This is a genomic window from Accumulibacter sp. (assembly GCF_029255145.1).
Classification (GTDB): Bacteria; Pseudomonadota; Gammaproteobacteria; order Burkholderiales; family Rhodocyclaceae; genus Accumulibacter.
Map to the genome: position 1 here is coordinate 13821 of NZ_JAPUVQ010000016.1, position 17592 is coordinate 31412.

14 protein-coding genes are annotated in these 17592 nt (G+C 64.8%); 6 read left to right on the forward strand and 8 right to left on the reverse strand.

Annotated elements, in window-relative coordinates; translation table 11 throughout:
* Positions 1-60: 60 nt before the first annotated feature.
* On the reverse strand, positions 61-1278 hold the full coding sequence (locus tag Q1L50_RS01305; RefSeq protein WP_300335321.1) for a patatin-like phospholipase family protein: 1218 nt from the start codon (positions 1276-1278) through the stop codon (positions 61-63).
* A 232-nt stretch (positions 1279-1510) separates the two neighbouring features.
* Positions 1511-2110, reverse strand: a complete 600-nt coding sequence (locus Q1L50_RS01310) for a phasin family protein (protein WP_300335322.1) — start codon at positions 2108-2110, stop codon at positions 1511-1513.
* Between the two features lie 179 nt (positions 2111-2289).
* Here Q1L50_RS01310 and Q1L50_RS01315 point away from each other — a divergent pair, with 179 nt between their 5' ends.
* The 6 genes from Q1L50_RS01315 (at position 2290) to pnp (ending at position 8960) form a co-directional block, all read left to right on the forward strand.
* Positions 2290-4275, forward strand: a complete 1986-nt coding sequence (locus Q1L50_RS01315) for an SDR family oxidoreductase (protein ID WP_300335371.1) — start codon at positions 2290-2292, stop codon at positions 4273-4275.
* A gap of 106 nt (positions 4276-4381) precedes the next feature.
* Positions 4382-4807, forward strand: a complete 426-nt coding sequence (locus tag Q1L50_RS01320) for a ProQ/FinO family protein (RefSeq protein WP_300335323.1) — start codon at positions 4382-4384, stop codon at positions 4805-4807.
* Between the two features lie 66 nt (positions 4808-4873).
* Entirely contained in the window at positions 4874-5434 is a 561-nt protein-coding gene (locus tag Q1L50_RS01325) for a hypothetical protein (RefSeq protein WP_300335325.1), read from the forward strand.
* Positions 5435-5516: 82 nt separating this feature from the next.
* Positions 5517-6110 (forward strand): molybdenum cofactor guanylyltransferase MobA, encoded by a 594-nt coding sequence (gene mobA, locus Q1L50_RS01330; RefSeq protein ID WP_300335327.1) that lies wholly within the window; start codon positions 5517-5519, stop codon positions 6108-6110.
* A gap of 274 nt (positions 6111-6384) precedes the next feature.
* Positions 6385-6654: a 30S ribosomal protein S15 gene (gene rpsO / locus Q1L50_RS01335; RefSeq protein WP_300335329.1), complete on the forward strand. Its 270-nt coding sequence runs from the start codon at positions 6385-6387 to the stop codon at positions 6652-6654.
* Positions 6655-6839: 185 nt separating this feature from the next.
* The gene (gene pnp / locus Q1L50_RS01340) at positions 6840-8960 is read left to right on the forward strand and encodes a polyribonucleotide nucleotidyltransferase (protein WP_300335331.1); all 2121 of its coding nucleotides are present in this window, start codon (positions 6840-6842) and stop codon (positions 8958-8960) included.
* A gap of 98 nt (positions 8961-9058) precedes the next feature.
* On the opposite strand, the gene dksA is transcribed toward pnp, so the two are convergent.
* The 6 genes from dksA to Q1L50_RS01370 form a co-directional block, all read right to left on the reverse strand.
* Positions 9059-9484, reverse strand: a complete 426-nt coding sequence (gene dksA, locus Q1L50_RS01345; protein WP_300335333.1) for an RNA polymerase-binding protein DksA — start codon at positions 9482-9484, stop codon at positions 9059-9061.
* Positions 9485-9597: 113 nt separating this feature from the next.
* Entirely contained in the window at positions 9598-10344 is a 747-nt protein-coding gene (locus Q1L50_RS01350; protein WP_300335335.1) for a helix-turn-helix transcriptional regulator, read from the reverse strand.
* Between the two features lie 208 nt (positions 10345-10552).
* On the reverse strand, positions 10553-11458 hold the full coding sequence (locus tag Q1L50_RS01355) for an efflux RND transporter periplasmic adaptor subunit (protein ID WP_300335337.1): 906 nt from the start codon (positions 11456-11458) through the stop codon (positions 10553-10555).
* 3 nt (positions 11459-11461) lie between these two features.
* Positions 11462-13471, reverse strand: a complete 2010-nt coding sequence (locus Q1L50_RS01360; protein WP_300335339.1) for a hypothetical protein — start codon at positions 13469-13471, stop codon at positions 11462-11464.
* Entirely contained in the window at positions 13464-15611 is a 2148-nt protein-coding gene (locus Q1L50_RS01365) for a PqqD family peptide modification chaperone (protein ID WP_300335340.1), read from the reverse strand. The genes Q1L50_RS01360 and Q1L50_RS01365 overlap by 8 nt, the downstream gene beginning before the upstream one ends.
* A gap of 7 nt (positions 15612-15618) precedes the next feature.
* A complete protein-coding gene (locus Q1L50_RS01370; protein ID WP_300335342.1) occupies positions 15619-17484 on the reverse strand; it encodes an HlyD family efflux transporter periplasmic adaptor subunit in 1866 nt (621 codons plus the stop codon).
* Positions 17485-17592 lie beyond the last annotated feature (108 nt).

Below are 17592 nucleotides of genomic sequence, written 5' to 3' on the forward strand. Positions count from 1 at the left end.
GCACCGCCGGTCCGCGCAGCAAATGCCGGCGCTCGCAATCCTGCTGCCGGACGCGTGCCATCACCTCTCCAGCGCCTTCAGCCAGACCTCCAGGTCGTGCAGCGAAGACTCCAGCGCGCTGGCACTGGTCGCCAGATCGGGGCGGCGCTTGTGTGACAGCAACGAGCGGGTGTGGTCCTTGAGCACTCCGAGGTTCAGACTGATCCCGTGGCGCTCGAGGATCGGCCGCAGCGCATGCCGACGCGCGTACAGATCCTTGCGGGTGCGCTGGTAGGCGTGCTCGCACAGGCGACTGCGGCCGCGGTAGCTGAAGACATTGGTAAAGAACATGTCTGCATCATCGCGCGTCGGTTCGAACAGCACCACATCGGCATTCGCGAACTCAAGCCGGTAGCGATCCATGCCGGTGCGCATCCGCGAGTGGATGATGGCGCGAAAGGTCTGTGCCAGGACCACCGGCAAACCACCGTCTACCAGATGCGCTGGAGCGGCCGTCGGCGGATCGAGCGGCGAACGCTGTGCCGCCAGGCGCAAATCGAAGGGCACCAGCGGGTTGATGCAAATCACCAGTTCGGCGCCTTCGTGCAGGGCAACCGAAGCGTGCAGGGTCTTGATCAGGGCGCCGTCGACGAAATCGCGCTCGCCGATCCTGACCGGTGGAAACAGCCCCGGCAGGGCGGCGCTCGCCTGCACGGCGACAGAAATCGGCACATCATCATGTCCTTCGGAACCGAAAGCCACCGACTCACCGGTATCGAGATCGGTGGCTACCAGAAGCAGACGACGCTTGAGTTGGCGGAAATCGTTGCTTCGACCACCCGTCGAAAACAGCTTGCTCAGCAGCTGATCGATGCCTGCATTGTTGAAAACACCGGTCGGGATCGCATGGCTGAGACCCTGAAACGACTCCACCAGACGGAGATGCCACGGGTCCGAGAGATACTGTCGCAGCGACGACCACAGCAGTACCGGTACCGACAGCGCCCGCTGGAGGTATTCACCGAACGCTGGACGCAACAGCATTTCGGGGTCGAACACTTCATCGGTATCGTTCTCGACGAGCATCCGCGCCAGCGTCTCGGGCCCCAGACCGTTGGCCACCGCCGCCGAAATGAAGGCGCCGGAGCTGACGCCGACGTAGATATCGAAGGCCGTGAAGTCGACACCATCTAGTGCCTCGGCCAGCGCGGCCATCGCGCCAACTTCATAAATGCCTCCGACCGGACCACCACCGGCCAGTGCCAGGCCAATCTTTGCCCGCTCCTTTCCTACCGCCATAGAACAGCCCCTTGTCGAGGAAAACGCCGCCTTTGGCAGCCTTGCTGGCTGCTCGCTCGCACCGTGGTGTCTAGCCGGCGGTGGTTTCACGCTGGCGCCGGCAGCGCCGACGCGCCAGGCAATCAGCCGAAGGCCCTCCCGGGGAGGGACGGCTGCGCGAATTCTGGCGACCTCCTGGTCCTGATCCGATCCTTGGCGGATCCCGAATCAGGACCAGGAACGGTGGGCCGACTTACTCGGTGGTCTGCGGAAGGGTCTTTAGCACATCGGCCGGCGTCACCGGTGCCGCAGGTTTGGCGGCAGCAGGTTTACGGACTGCCGGCTTGCGGACTGCTGCTCTCGGTTTGGCGGTTGCCGACTCAGCCGCGGCCGCAACATCCGCCACGACTTCCTTGGCCACGTCCTTGGCAGCCGGTTTGGCCACAACCTTGGGAGTTGCCTTGACAGCAGGCGTCCCTTCCGTCAGTGCCTGCACTGCGGCGCTCAAGTCAACGACGCGCCTGGACAGCTTCTCGATATCCTGCTTGCTCGGTACGCCGAGACTGCCCAAAGCCCGCGCGACGCGATCCTCGAACACCTGCTCGAGGCGATCCCAGGTCCCAGTCGCTTTGCCCGCGACCTGCGCGATTTTTTCATCAGTCATCTTGCGGGTTTTCGACTGAATGTTCTCGCCTTCCTTGACCAGCGCGTCAAACACCTTGCCGCCCTCTTCCTGTGCTTTGGCAAAAGCGCCAAGCCCGGCCAACCAGATTTGCTGGGCAGACTCCTTGACCGTCATTGCCAGTTGGTTCTCCGTTGCGTCACCCGCCAATTCCTTGAGTTTCTTGCCCATTTCCATCTCCTTCCACGTAGTAATCAAAAAGGTCAACAAGTTTTCTGCTTGCCCTGGAAAGCCAGTCTAGTGACAATATCTAGAGGACGCACACTAAAGGGCCCGAGTGTGGCCTCTAGAGGCCGCTAGTCTAGCAAATACCAATGACCCAGCAAGTTCATGCCTATCAGGAGACAGCAATGAATTACTTCGTTACCGGCGCCACTGGCTTCATCGGCAAGCGGCTGGTCGCAAAACTATTGAGCCGCCCGGACAGTGTGGTCTATTTCCTGACGCGTTCGCTTGAACTTCCCAGACTGCAGGAGTTGTACGAGTACTGGGGCTGCGACGACAAGCGCGTCGTCGCCATCGTTGGCGACCTGAGGCAGGCCGATCTGGGCGTCTCGAAAGCCGATATCCGCAAGCTTAAAGGCAAGGTCAAGCACTTCTTTCACCTGGCGGCCGTCTACGACCTCAAGGCCAGCGCCGAGGAGCAGCAGCTCGCCAATGTGGACGGCACGCGCAACACCGTGCGGCTGGCCGAGGCAATCGGCGCCAAGCACTTTCACCTGGTCAGCTCGATTGCCGCCGCCGGACTCTACGAAGGCTTGTTTCGCGAGGACATGTTCGACGAAGCGGAGAACCTCGACAACCCCTACTTCCGTACCAAGCACGACTCCGAAGCGATCGTGCGCAAGGAGTGCACCGTCCCGTGGCGTGTCTTCCGCCCGGCGATCGTCGTCGGCGACTCGCGCTCCGGCGAAATGGACAAGATCGACGGTCCCTACTACTTCTTCAAGCTGATCCAGAAAATCCGCAAGAGCTTCCCGTCGTGGATGCCGACCGTCGGCATCGAAGGCGGCCGCATCAACGTCGTCCCGGTCGACTTTGTGGTCGCCGCCATGGACCATATCGCACACCTCGAAAACGAGGACGGTCACTGTTTTCACCTGACCGACCCGACGCCGATGCGCGTTGGTGATCTGCTCAACACCTTCGCCCGCGCGGCGCACGCACCCGAAATGGCGATGCGCATCAATGCCGCACTACTCGGTTTCATCCCGCGCTCGGTGCGCAAGGCGATGTTCGCCCTGACGCCGGTGCGCAGGATCCGCAACGCGGTGATGAAGGACCTGGGACTGCCCGACGACATTCTGGACTTCATCAACTACCCGACCCGCTTCGATTGCCGGGAAACCCAGCGCGCGCTCAAGGGCACCGGCATCGTCGTGCCGCCGCTCGACAGCTACGCCTGGCGTCTTTGGGACTACTGGGAACGTCATCTCGATCCGGATCTGTTCATCGATCGCACGCTGCGCGGCAAGGTCGAAGGCAAGGTCGTTCTGGTTACCGGCGGATCGTCCGGAATCGGCCGAGCCACCATTCGCAAGCTGGCCGAGGCCGGCGCGATCGCGATCACCATCGCCCGCGATCCGAAGACTCTCGACGAGACGCGCGCCGAGTTCGAGGCTGCCGGTCTGAGGCTGATCACGCGCGCGGTGGACATTGCCGATCCACAGCAATGCGCCGATCTCGTGAAACAGCTCACCGACGAGCATGGCGGCGTCGACATCCTGGTCAACAACGCCGGTCGCTCGATTCGCCGCGGCATCGAGAATTCCTTCGATCGCTTTCACGATTTCGAACGTACGATGGAGGTCAACTATTTCGGCGCCCTGCGCCTGACCATGGGCCTGTTACCGGGAATGATCGCCAAGCGCAAGGGACAGGTGATCAACATCTCGTCGATCGGGGTGCTGACCAACGCCCCGCGTTTCTCGGCCTACGTGGCGTCGAAGGCGGCGATGGATGCCTGGGCACGTTGCGCCGCATCCGAGTTTGCCGATCGTGGCATCGAGTTTACGACCATCAACATGCCGCTGGTCCGGACGCCGATGATCGCACCGACCAAGATCTACGAACAGGTGCCGACGCTGTCTCCGGAAGACGCCGCCGATCTGGTCGTCGAAGCAATCATCCACAAACCGGTGCGCATCGCCACCCGACTGGGCATCTTCGGCGCCCTGCTCCATTCGCTGACCCCGAAAGTGGCCCAGATCGTGATGAACACCAGCTTCCGCATGTTCGCTGATTCAAGCGCTGCGTCGCACCAGCTGGAGAAGGCTGCACCGCAGACTGCCGACCAGATCGCCTTCTCGCAGATGATGCGCGGGATTCACTTCTGAACGCGCTACGGCAACCGCCGGACGCGCGTGCCGTCGCCGAAAAAGACGCCAGACCGCTTGCTCGACTCTGGCCCTCCCGCCTACCCCTTACTGCAGCACAGTAGCCATGACAACACCCACCTCAAGCCCGGAACCCGCCCCAGCCAAGAACCCTCGCCAGCTGCTGAAGGATTTGCAGGAGACGTTTCCCGTGTTCCGTGACTGCCTGCCTTTGGCTATCGGCATCGACAAGCAACTCCTGTTGCGACAGCCTGGCCTCGATCGCAAGCCTTTGCGTATCGCATTGGGGATCCATACGCACTCGCTGCGTTACCTGAAAACCGTCGAAAGAGCTGCCGGACGAGTGGACCTTGATGGCAATCCAGCCGGAGAGATCACCCCTGCGCATCGCTCGCACGCGTCGGAAGTGCTCAAGGAACGGCTGCAAAAACAGGCGGAGCAACGCCGGGCGCAGCGCGAAGCTGAAGCACTGGCGCGCCAGCATGCGGAGAAGCTGGGACAGCTGATCGAGAAGTTCGGTCGCAACAAATGAGTCACCGACACGGCTCGACTCCGCGCCAGCAAGCGCACCGTGCGGCCTAGCCGCCAGCCAGAGATCATGGATCACCTGCTGAAGGACAGCAGCACGCTCGAGTTATACGCGTGGCTGGACGACGACGCCTTGTCGCCGGGCTGGGACATTCTGGTCGGCAATCCCTTTGGCGAGTCGCCTCCGGACGACCGGATCATGACCGTCCGGAACTACTTTGCCGAGTATCACCTCGAGTATTTCCGCCAGCGGCTGTACCAGCACTTCCCCAGCCGGCTGCACGCGGTCCTGCTCTTTGCCACCCGCGTCGATGCCGAAACCTTCCGCGCCAAGCATCCAGCCCAGGTTTTTGGCAAGGCGCTCACCCGGGCACGAAGCAAGGGGACTTACATCTGTTCGTTCCACGATTGCAGCTGGCTGGATTACCTTCGCCTGCCGCATAGCCTTAGTCTCTCGACCCTCGATGAAATCGCCAACCACTACTGGCGCGGCGCGCTGGTCGAGGAGGTCGGGCTGACCTTCATGAACGAACGCTGGCGAGAGCCGCCGGTGATCGAAGCGCTATTTCAAGGCACGCTTGAGACCGTCAACACGTCACAGCAAAGTGGCTGGCTCCCCGGATTCGGGTGACGCAGCAGTTCGGCCGGTTCGCCCGGCGAACGCACGGCAGCGCCGTGCTTGGCACGTGGACTGATGCGAGGCAGACGTCCCGATGACTGGCGAAACACGACTGACCGGGGTGATTCTGGCTGGCGGCCTGGGCCGCCGGATGGGCGGCGCCGACAAGGGATTGCAACTCCTCGACGGCAAAGCGCTGGTGCAGCGCGTAGTCGAACGCTTTGCGCCGCAGGTCGATGAATTGCTGCTCAACGCCAACCAGAACCTAGCCCGCTACCAGGCCTTCGGCTACCCGGTGGTCGCCGATCAGCTCCCCGGCTTTGCCGGCCCGCTGGCCGGTCTGCAGGTCGCTATGGCGACAGCCAGCCACCCGTTGGTGGCCACCGTACCGTGCGACTCGCCGTTCCTGCCGGTCGACCTGGTGACCCGCCTGCGTGCGGCGCTGCTTCTCCACGGCGCCGACGTCGCCACTGCCCGGACTTCCGATCAGCGACAACCGGCGTTCTGCGTCTGCCGACGTGCGCTGCTGCCGCAACTGAGCAGCTTCCTGGCCAACGGCGGGCGCAAGCTCGACTGGTGGCAGCGAACACTCAAGGCAGTCGAGGTGAGCTTCGACGACCAGCCGGAGGCTTTCAGAAACATCAACACCGCCGAAGAACTCGCCAACTCCGGCAGCCGCGCGCGTTGAGCACCGCAGCGCCGATCGGACACGTCGGACGGCAGCGAACAGCATGCCCCGGCCACTCCTGGCCTCCCGTCGAGGTCCGCCGATGGCAGCGAGCGAGGCTTTTTCGGCGATGACCAAAGCCTTGCCCCTGCCAAAATCTCGGTAACTGCTTGCCGCCGGGCCGGTCAGCCGCTAGAATCCCCGGTTCGCTTCGCCAAGCGATTTACTATTTGTCCATCTGGCTTTGGCTCTATCAAACCGGGGCTGCGCCGTTTTTCATGAAAGAGAGTTTGACATGGCGATCACCGTTGCGCAAAAAGCGCAAATCATGACCGACTACCAGCGCGCCGCCGGCGACTCGGGTTCTTCCGAAGTCCAGGTGGCGCTATTGACCGCACGCATTAACGACCTTACCGGTCACTTCAGAGAGCACAAGAAGGACAACCACTCGCGTCGCGGTCTGTTGCGGATGGTCAGCAGGCGCCGCAAGTTGCTGGACTACCTGAAGCGAACCAACGTCGACTCGTACCGTTCGCTGCTGCAGCGACTCGGCCTGCGCAAATAAGTCCGGCCGCCGATCCGCATCGCGGTCGGAGATGCGGACAATCCCGAAAGCCGTCAGCGGCCAGCCCCTCGTGGGCTGCGCCGCTGTTTCCGCTGCGGCGGCTTTCTTGCCAAATTGGTGCGCTTGTTGATTTGCCTGCCGGAGTCGTGGGCAGGCGCCGCGCCAGACTATTGAGAAAGGCAACAATGTTTACTATCGTTAACAAGAGCTTCCACTACGGCGCCCATCAGGTGACCCTGGAGACCGGCGAAATCGCCCGCCAGGCCGGCGGCGCCGTCATCGTCTCGATGAACGACACGGTGGTGCTGGTCAGCGCCGTCGGCAACAAAGCCGCCAAGCCCGGTCAGGACTTCTTTCCACTGACCGTCGATTACATCGAGAAGACCTACGCTGCGGGCAAGATCCCCGGCGGCTTCTTCAAACGTGAAGGCCGCCCCTCGGAGAAGGAAACGCTGACCTCGCGACTGATCGACCGGCCGCTGCGTCCGCTCTTCCCCGAAGGCTTCTACCACGAAGTCCAGGTCGTCGCGATGGTGATGTCGCTAAACCCGGAAATCGATCCCGACATTCCGGCGATGATCGGCGCCTCGGCAGCTCTGGCGATCTCCGGCATCCCCTTCGACGGTCCGATTGGCGCCGCCCGCGTCGGCTACATCGACGGTCAGTACGTGCTCAATCCGACCAGCACACAGCTCGCCTCCAGCCAACTCAATCTGGTCGTCGCCGGCACCGAGACAGCCGTGCTGATGGTTGAATCGGAAGCGAAGGAACTCTCCGAGGAAGTCATGCTCGGCGCCGTGGTGTTCGGCCACCAGCAGATGCAGACGGTGATCCAGGCGATCAACGAACTGGTTGACGAGGCCGGCAAGCCGGAATGGGACTGGACCGCCGCAGCCAGAAATGAAGCCGTCCACGGCAAAGTCAACAAGCTGGTCGAAGGCGAGCTTGAAGAAGCCTATCGGATCACCAGCAAGGGCTTACGCAGCCAGCGTCTCAAGGAAATTACCGCCTACGCGGTCGAAGCCATGACCGCCGACGACAACGCCCCCGACGCCAGCGCGATCCGCAGAATGGTCTCCGACGCCGAAGCACGGATCGTACGCGGCCGGATCCTCGCTGGCGAGCCGCGCATCGACGGCCGCGACACCCGCACGGTCAGACCGATCGCCATCCGCTCCGGCGTGCTGCCGCGCGCGCACGGCTCGTCCCTGTTCACCCGCGGCGAAACGCAGGCGATCGTTGTCGCCACCCTCGGCACTGGCCGCGACGAGCAGATCATCGACGCGCTGGCAGGTGAATACCGTGAGCGCTTCATGTTCCACTACAACTTCCCGCCGTACGCGACCGGGGAATGCGGACGCGTCGGAACGCCGAAGCGTCGCGAAATCGGTCATGGCCGCCTGGCCAAACGGGCGCTGATCGCCGTGTTGCCGTCGCCGGAAGACTTCTCCTACACCATTCGCGTCGTCTCCGAAATCACCGAATCGAACGGATCGAGCTCGATGGCCTCGGTCTGCGGCGCATCGCTGGCGCTGATGGACGCTGGCGTGCCGCTCAAGGCACACGTCGCCGGTATCGCCATGGGGCTGATCAAGGAAGGCAATCGCGTTGCCGTGCTGACCGACATTCTCGGTGACGAGGATCATCTCGGCGACATGGATTTCAAGGTCGCCGGCACCGAGTCCGGGGTCACCGCACTGCAGATGGACATCAAGATCCAGGGCATCACGCAGGAAATCATGCAGGTCGCCCTCGCCCAGGCCAGCGAAGCCCGCTTGCACATTCTCCAGCAGATGCAGAGCTCGATGTCCGTTCATCGGGAAGAGGTTTCGACCTACGCGCCTCGCCTGTACACGATGAAGATCAATCCCGAGAAGATCCGCGATGTGATCGGCAAGGGCGGCGCCGTGATTCGCGCCATCACCGAAGAAACCGGCACGACGATCGACATCAAGGACGACGGCACGATCACCATCGCCTCGGTCAGCGGTGAAGCAGCCGACGCCGCCAAAGCCCGTATCGAGTCGATCACCGCCGACGTCGAAGTCGGGAAAGTCTACGACGGCACGGTGCTCAAGCTGCTCGACTTTGGTGCCATCGTCAGCATCCTGCCGGGGCGCGACGGCCTGCTGCATATTTCCCAGATCGCCAACGAACGCGTCAATGCGGTAGCCGATTACCTCAAGGACGGCCAGAAGATCCGCGTCAAGGTGCTCGAAGCCGACGAGAAGGGGCGCGTGCGCCTGTCGATGAAGGCGCTGACCGCCGAAGAAGGCGGCGGCGCCGCGGTGACGCCGGCATCCTGACAGCCGCGCGTCGGGACCAGGCAGCACAAGAAAGGACGCCGCGGCGTCCTTTCTTCCTTCTGCAGCCATCGGGATCGATCGAACCCCGGCGCAACCCCTTACTTGGCGATCTGTTTCTCGCGCACTTCTTCGAGCGTCTTGCAGTCGATGCACAGCGTCGCCGTTGGCCGCGCTTCCAGGCGCTTGATGCCGATGTCGACGCCGCAGGCGGCACAATAGCCATAGTCGCCGCTCTCGATCAGATCCATCGTTTCCTCGATCTTCTTGATCAGCTTGCGCTCGCGATCACGGTTGCGCAATTCGATGGCGATGTCGGTTTCCTGACTCGCGCGGTCGTTGGGATCGGCGAAAACGGTCGCCTCGTCCTTCATGGTATGCACCGTACGCTCGATGTCGTCCATCAACTGTTTCTTGAGCGCCTCGAGGATGCCGCGAAAATGATCCAGCTGAGCGCTGTTCATGTACTCCTCGCCAGTTGTTGGCACGTATGGGGTGAAATGCTTGTGCAGCAACTCGTCAGCCATTATCGGGAACCCTGATTTGAAAAAACACGACTAGATAACAGAAATGGCGCCGTCTTGCAAGCGACGCGCACGCGCGTGGGCCAACAGCGGAGTAGCTAGCGGGCAGCCGGGCGTCACCGATCGGAGTCCGGTAGCGCCTCTCGACGGTGGGCCTTGTACCGTTCACGCTGGGCCATTGCCATCTCGAACGCCGCCTGCGTGAAGCTCAGGATCTCGGAGAATTCCTGGTCACTGAGGCCGCGCGCCGCGTCATTACTGCGGTAGACGTTGACGAACTGGTGCTCGCGTACCGACTGCAGCACCAGTTTGCCGACGCCGAGCGTTTCGAGGCTCTTCCACAAATCCGGATTAGCCGTGCGGGTCAAGCTCATGACAAAACCGATCGGATCCTGGCGACCAAAAACCGCCGCCAGACGGAGAATCAACTCGAACGACAACGCCATGCGACCGTTCTCCAGGGCCTCGATCAGCGACGGATCCTTGAGGTCGATCGCCGCACCGACTTCAGCGATCGTCAAGCCCGCGGCCTCGCGCATCGCCCGGATCGCGGCACCGGTCCTGGCCCAGGCAGCGGATTCCGCCGCACTCGGCAAGACCACGCGCAAGACCTCGGAAGCCGCCTCGATCGCCTGCCCGTCCCACAACGCTTTGGACACCTTGCTGGCGGCCTCGAGCGTTCGCCCGGCGACGCCGGCTGCCGAGCTCACGTCGAGCAACTTGCCGGCCATGCTGCGCACCTGGTCGATCAGACCGGGCTCGTGCCGGGAGTCCGGAGCAGCGGTGACGGCAGGCGGCTTTTTCGTTGTTCGCCTGACGGCATGGGCCTTGCGCTCCGGAGGTGGCGCCGGTGGCTTGTTCATTGGTCACTCCTTTTCTCATGACTCGTCCGACACAGCAATGGTCAGCGCCCTGCCGTTCGGCAGCAGGCGAGCCGCCCAGCGACGCACCGCCGACGATCACTATACATCGGCCGGTCGCGGTCGCGGCACTTCCGCCGCTACCACACCAAGGACAGCGCGTCGGACAGCGGCCACGGCGGCCGGCAACCTGCCAGCGCGTGGCCAGGAACTACATCGGCTTCCCGGACGGCGCTGGCACCGGCTTCGGCAGCGGGCGGGCAGTGCTCGCCGCTGGCGCCGCCGTGCGACCGGCGATGGCCGGGAAGCTGGCCCGGCACTTGATTCCCGCCGGCAGCTTCAAACCGGGATTGGCCAGCGCCAGGCGAACACCGAAAGTGCCGCTGGCGGCGTCGAGAACGCGGTCGATGACCGCCACCGTCGCCGCATAGCGACCGCCGACAGGCGCTTCGGGCAAGACCTCGACGGTCTGGCCAGGCGTCAGCTTTCCGAAGGCATCGATCGGCATCAGCACTTCGACGTGCAGCGTGCCGATGTCGGCCAGCCTGAGGATCGGCTTGCGCAGGTCGCGGTTGTCGGCAAGTTCGCCAGCATTGAGGAGCCGGTCGACGACCACCCCGTCAACCGGGCTCTTGATGGTCCGCAGGCGCAGTTGCTCGGCAAGGCGGCGATACTCGATCTCCGCCAGGCGACGTTCATCCTTCGCCTCGAGCAGCTCGGAATCAGCCAGCCGCTTCTCGGTCAACGCCTCGTCGCGGTCGCTCAGCGAAATGAAAGACTGGCTCGCTAGTTGCTCGCGGCGCTTGTATTTGGTCGTCGAAAACTCGACACGGCTTTCGCCGGTCCGGATCTTTCCCTGCATCGTCGCGCGATAGCGCGCCGATTCGGCTGCCGCTCGCTCGACTCCCGAATCGAGCGTCACCAGGATCTGGTCCTTTTTGACCATATCGCCGCGGTCAACCCAGATCTTCTCGATCAGGCCTTCGCTCGCCGCGCGCACGTCGACCGTCTTGCTGGGTTCGATGATGCAATCGAATTCGCCCGCGTAGCCCGCGCCAACCGACGCCAGCGCCAGCGCCAAGGCGCAGCGCGCTGCTCTTCCCAAGCGCGTCGCCATCTCCTACTCTCCCTTTCCGGCAAAGGCCAGAGACTGTTCCATGCGTCTGTCCATCTCGACCGTCAACTGTCGAATCCGTGAATTCTGTCGTTCGGCTGCCGCCTGCGCCGACCGCCGAAGCGCGCGGCCCATCACGGCCGGCAGCACACCAGCCGGAGAAACCCGCCCGCGCAGCCAGCCAAGCCACTGCGAAGCATGCGCGAGAAACAGTTCGTCATCAAGCGAAACGATCGCTTCGCACGATCCCGGGTCACCCTGACGACCAGCGCGACCGAACAGCTGGCGGTCGATACGGGCGGCATCGTGGTACTCGGACAGGATCACGTGCAGGCCGCCTGCTTGCCGCACTTCCGGGCTCAACACGATGTCGGTGCCGCGCCCCGCCATGTTGGTCGCCACCGTGATCCGGCCAGCCTGCCCCGCCTGCGCGATGATCTCCGCCTCGCCCTGATCCTGGCGGGCGTTGAGCACTTGATGCGGCAGCGCGGCGTCGGTCAGCCACTGGCTCGCCAGTTCCGACGCTGCCACCGAACGGGTGCCAATCAGTACGGCACGGCCGCTGGCGCGCATTTCCCGGGCGCGTTCGACCACCGCCCGCCAGCGCCCCTGGGCGTCCAGGAATACGCGCTGGCCGAGGTGGCGGCGCACCGCGGGACGGTTCGGGGGAATCCGGACGACGTCCATCGCATACACCGAACGCATTTCTGGCGCCACCTCGATGGCCGTACCGGTCATCCCCGCCAGGCACAGGTAGCGGCGAAAGAAGCGCTGATAGGTAATCCGCGAGATGGTGTCGCGCCGCTTGCTGATGTCGAGTCCTTCCTTGACCTCGATCATCTGGTGCAGGCCACGCTCCCACGAACGATCGGCCATCACCCGGCCGGTGTATTCATCGACGATCTGCACCTTGCTGTCGGCGATGATGTAGTGCCGGTCGCGCTGGAACAGGTGCAGCGCCGACAGCCCCTGCTCGACGAGTTCCTCGCGCGCGCGCGGGATGGTCCACAAGCCCCGCAGGCCCGAGGCGAATGCGGCGATCGCCGCACGGCCCGCATCGGTCAGCTCAATGCTGCGCTCGCTGGGCCGCAGGCGATATTCACGCACGTTGGCCAGACTGGCGGCAAGCGCCAGAGCCTGCTCGTAGAGGACACGCCCGTTCGGGTCTTCGACGTCGCTGGAAATGATCAAGGGGGTCCGCGCCTCGTCGACCAGCACGCTGTCGGCTTCGTCGACAATCGCGAAATAGAGTCCGCGCAACAGCGCCGCTGGCCGCTGCTGCTTGCGCGGCCCGGTCAACCAGCCGTCGAGTAACCCACGGGCGCCGACAGACACTCGCTTCTGGGTAATGCGATCGCGCAGATAATCGAAAACCAGGTCCTTGTTGACGCAGTAGGTGACGTCGGCGCCGTAGGCCTCGACGCGCTGCGCACTTTCCTGGTCGGGGACGATCAGGCCGACCCGCAGACCGAAGAACGCGTAGACCGGCGCCAGATACTCGGCATCACGCGCAGCGAGATAGGGATTCACGGTGATCATGTGCACCGGCGCACCAGCGAGCGCGACGGTCACCGCCGGCAGCACCGCGGTCAGGGTCTTGCCTTCGCCGGTTCGCATCTCGGCCAGCGAGCCGCGCAGCATGGCATAGCCGCCCATCAGCTGCACCGGGTAATGGCGCAGCCCGAGCTGGCGCGAGCAGACTTCGCGCACCAGCGCGAAGCACTCGCTGGCAGCGTCGTCGGACGGACCCTCGGCGGTCAGCGTCGCGCGTAGCGCCGACGCTCTGCGGCTCAGTTCTTGCCTATCGACACCGATCAAGTCGCCGCCGAGCGCCTCGACGCGATCGGCAAAGCGCCGCAGCCGTTGCCGCCGCAGCGGCAGACCGCTTTGCGCCCAGCGGCCGATCAAGCGGCCGATCAGGCGGTCCAGGCGACCGTCCTTGACGTCGCGACGTTCCGGGTAGAGGCCGCCGGCGAACTCATCCACCTGCCAGCTGTCGAGCAGCGCCCTAGACATCGAAGCGCGCCAGGAAGAGTTGTCGCAGGCGTCGCGCCCACTGATTGGCGAGGGATTCGGGGCGATGCTGGAAGCGCACGAAGACGCGCGTGCCGATCTGCAGCGGGCCGACCTCCGGCGGCAGTTCGAGGTCGAACTGGAACAACCGCCGCAGGGTTTTCAGACCGTTCGGGTCGTGCGGGTCGGTAACCTGCTGACCGCCGCCCTGCAGCGCCAGCGCCTTGCTCGGCAGCCGGTCGTGCGCCCCCGGCACCTCGCGGATCAGCCGCGCCTCGTAGGTCCGCTCCAGCCGGTCGGCAATCTTGACCTCGACGTGCTGGCGCCGCTCGCGAACCAGCGCGATGTCGTCCTGGCTGACGATCACCCGCACCAGCCGCGGTGGCCCGGAGACGATGTAGCCGAGCAGTTCGCCTTTCTTCACGAAACGGCCCGGCAGGTCCTGCGGCCGCGCCAGCTTGACGACGCCGGGCACCGCGGCAAGCACCAGCAGCGCGTCGAGTTTCTCTTCGGAACGCGCCAGAGCAACCCGTTCCCGGAACAGGTCCTCCTGGATCGCGGCGGCCCGCGAGCGTTCCTCGAACATCAGCGCGGCATACTGGACCTCGAACTGGCGAACGCGCGCCCGCGCCTGTTCGACGTTCGCGGCGAGGGCCGGCTCGCCGGTCGTCAGCAACAGGTCGCCGGGGCTGACCGGCGACTCGGGTTCGACCCACAGCCGCTCGACGAAGCCGTTGGCGCCGGCGCGGACTTCAGCATTCTCGGGCACCCACACGACGCCCTCGGCGTAGGTGCGCAGCGGCATCGGCACCGCCAGGACGAACAGCAGGAAAGCCGCCAGCGATCCGAAGGTGACCAGTTGGGCACGTCGGCGCGTGCGCTGCAGTTCGGGACTCGACAGCACGTAGGAGAGTCCCTTGGCCAGCGGCAGGACGAGCAGGGTGAACGCGCCCCAGATCGCCAGAACGACGCCGACGAAGAAGAACTCGCCGGCGATGAACAGGGTGATCATGATCATCACCAGCGTCCGGTAGAGAAAGGACGCAGAGCCGTAGAAGAGGAACCAGCGCCGCTCGCCGGCGGTCGCCGCTGGCCGCTCGACGGTGGTGGCTCCGAAGAGGTAGCGTTTGGCGAGCCACTGCCAGTATTGGTTCGAGCGGTTGCCGAGATTGGCGATTTCGATCAGGTCGGCGAGGATGTAGTAGCCATCGTAGCGCAACAGCGGATTGCCGTTGAACAGCAGGGTAGACGCGCCGGCGACGAACAGGACGTTGAAGGCGATCGAGCGCACCAGCCCGGGCTCGATCAGGACCCACAGGGCCATCGCGATCGCCGCCAGGAAGAGTTCGACCAGCATCCCGGCGGCGCCGACCAGGGCGCGTCGGGCCTTGCTGCGAAAGGCGCCGGCGGCGGTCGCGTCGACGTAGGGAATGGGCGCGAGAACGAGGAGCATGATGCCCATTTCGTGCACTTCGCCGTCACCCGATTTGACGGCGTAGGCGTGGCCCAGCTCGTGCAGGGCCTTGATCAGGGGATAAACCAGCCACAGCAGCAGGAGGTTGTGCGCGGAGAGTAGCTGGTCGCTGAGGTTGGCGGTCAGTTCGTGCCAGTGCACGGCGGCGAGGACGATCGCGGGGACGACGGCAGACAGCCATAGCAGCAGTCCGAGCGGGGTGAACAGGTGACTGAAGAGCGGCCAGGTCCTGTTCAGGAAGGGGTCGGGGTCCCACAGCGGGATGCGGATCGAGAGGGGGTTGATGAAGCGTTGGAGGAGCCGCTGGCGCCTTTGTTTGCTGCCGCGTTCGGCCAGTTCGTCGACGTCGGGCGACAGCTCGGTTTGCAGCAGGTCGCCGGCGTGCAGCTGCGACAGTAGCCGGATCACGTCGTCCTGGGTCGGTGCTTCGGCCCCGGCCTGGGCGGCGACTTCGCTCCAGATGTGGTGGATGGTCCGCTGGCCGTCCATCAGCTGGATGACCCGGTAGGCGGCGGGGCTGAAGCGGTGGAGCTTGCCCGAGGCGCTGTCGCGCAGGATGTACCACGGCTGGCCGCGAAAGCGCTGGCGGTGGATGCGGGCGTGCGCTCGTAGCTGCGGCCGCAGTTCGGCGACCCGGTACCATGATGCGCTGAGGAAGGGGCCGGCCATGCCGCGGCTAGGGCAGCCAGGTCCAGGCTTGCATGCGCAGCCAGTCGGTCAGTCGGTGCGTCCAGATCCAGGCGTAGGTCTGTTCGCCAACCTTGATCTTGCCGACGCCTTCCATGCCAGGGCGCAGTTTGAGGTCACTGCGGGCGAGCCGGGCTTCGACGCGAAAGACGTTCTTGCCGTCTTCGGCTTCGGCCATCGAGACGTTGTGGACTTCGAAGTCGAGTGCTTCGCCGGTCAGCCCGGTCAGGACCAGGGTCCCCTTCTGACCGGCGTGGACGTCGCGGATGTCGCGGTCTTCGACCTTGAGGATCACCCGGTAGGCGTCGAGCGGGGCGAGTTCGAAGAGTTGCTTGCCTTGTTCGAGCGGCGACCCGAGCAGTTGGCTCAGGTCGCCGGAGACGATGATGCCGTCGAACGGGGCGACGATGTTGGCGCGGGTCAGTTTCTCGTCGACCAGCGCCAGTTGTGATTCGGCTTCCTGCATCTGCGCCAGCGAGACGTTGGCGTTGGCGCGTTCGTGCTTGGCCAGGGCATCGCGGTAGCGCCCCTGGTGCTGTTCGCGTTCGGACAGCCAGCGCTGGCGCTCGACCAGCAGGTCGCGGTCGTCGAGGCTGGCCAGGGTCTGCCCTTGCTTGACGACAAAGCCGGCGCGTACGGGTGCTTCGTGCAGGAAGCCGTCAAAGGGGGCGACGACGGCGCGCTGGACTTCGCCCTCGACGACCGCCCGGGCACTGACCCGGTAGTCGCCGTCGAGCGCGAAGACGCCGATGGTCAGCACGGCGGCGAGCGCCAGGGCGACGCGAAAGCCGGGTCGCCGCGGGTCCTTGAGATGGCTCGACCAGTCGCGCAGCAAGTCGACCAGCCGGCCGGCCAGCCAGCGGTGCAGTTCGAGGCGGTCGTCAAGCACCGGGCCGAGTAGTGCGCTGACGGCTTCGAAGGTGCTGATTTCTTCGCTGCTGAAGGGTTGGCCGTCGTCGCGCTCGAAGGTGAGTACGCCGACGCCGATGCCGCGGCTGTTGAGGACGACCGAGCAGGCGGTGCGCGCGGCGGCAAAGTCGCGATGGGCGATGGCGATTCCGCTGGCGTTGTCGTCGGCCGGCGGGAAGGCGACGCTGCGCCGCTGGTCGAGCGCTTCGTCCATGGCGTTCTCGAGGGCGGTCACGAACTGGCTCTTTTTTTCGAAGAAGGCCGAGTGGGAGATCGCCAGCAGGCGCGCGCGCCCTTGCCGGTCGACGCCGAGCGATACCCGGTCGCAGGCAAAGCGGCTGGCGAGGTCGTTGACGACGGCCATCGCCAGCGGTTCGAGGCGCGCTTGCTCGGCGGCGACGGCGAGGACGTCGAGTGCGGCGCGCGCGCGCTGCAGGGTCTGCTGCTGGTCGCTGTTCTGGCGGCGCAGGAACAGGGTTTCGATCCAGCCAACGCCCCAGTGCAGTTGCCTGAGGACCCGTTGCAGGGCGTCATCGGCGCGCTCGGCGACGTCGAGGACGATGGCTCCCTGGAGCTGATCGTCGAGTTCTATCGGGTAGGCGACGATGGCCAGGGCTCCGGGGTGTTCGCGCAGGAGCAGGCCGCGCCGCTCGCGCAGGCATTGCTGCGCGGCCGCTGCGAGATAGGTGACGTCGGTCTGTTCGCTTGGCCAGACGGCGGCCGGGACGAAGGTGCCGCTGCTCTGTTCGAGGAGCAGCATGCCGGTGCGGGCGTCGGCGACCTGCGCGCACTGCAGCGATAGCCAGCTGCTGCAGAATTCGGCGGCGCTATCCGCGGCGGCAAAGGCGCCCCACTGGGCGTCGTCGTGCGCCCGGCCGGCTTGCGCGCCGATGCCGGGCGGCAGGTCGGCCTGGTGCGCACTGGGGGGGGTGGGGCTTGCAGACAAGTGCGGGCCTTACCGGGGTGGTCAGGGGGACGACAAGGAAGCCGGCCGCTTCCCGAGCAGGCGGACGGTCGGCCAGCGCATGCGGGTTCGGGGGGCGCCCGCCGAGGC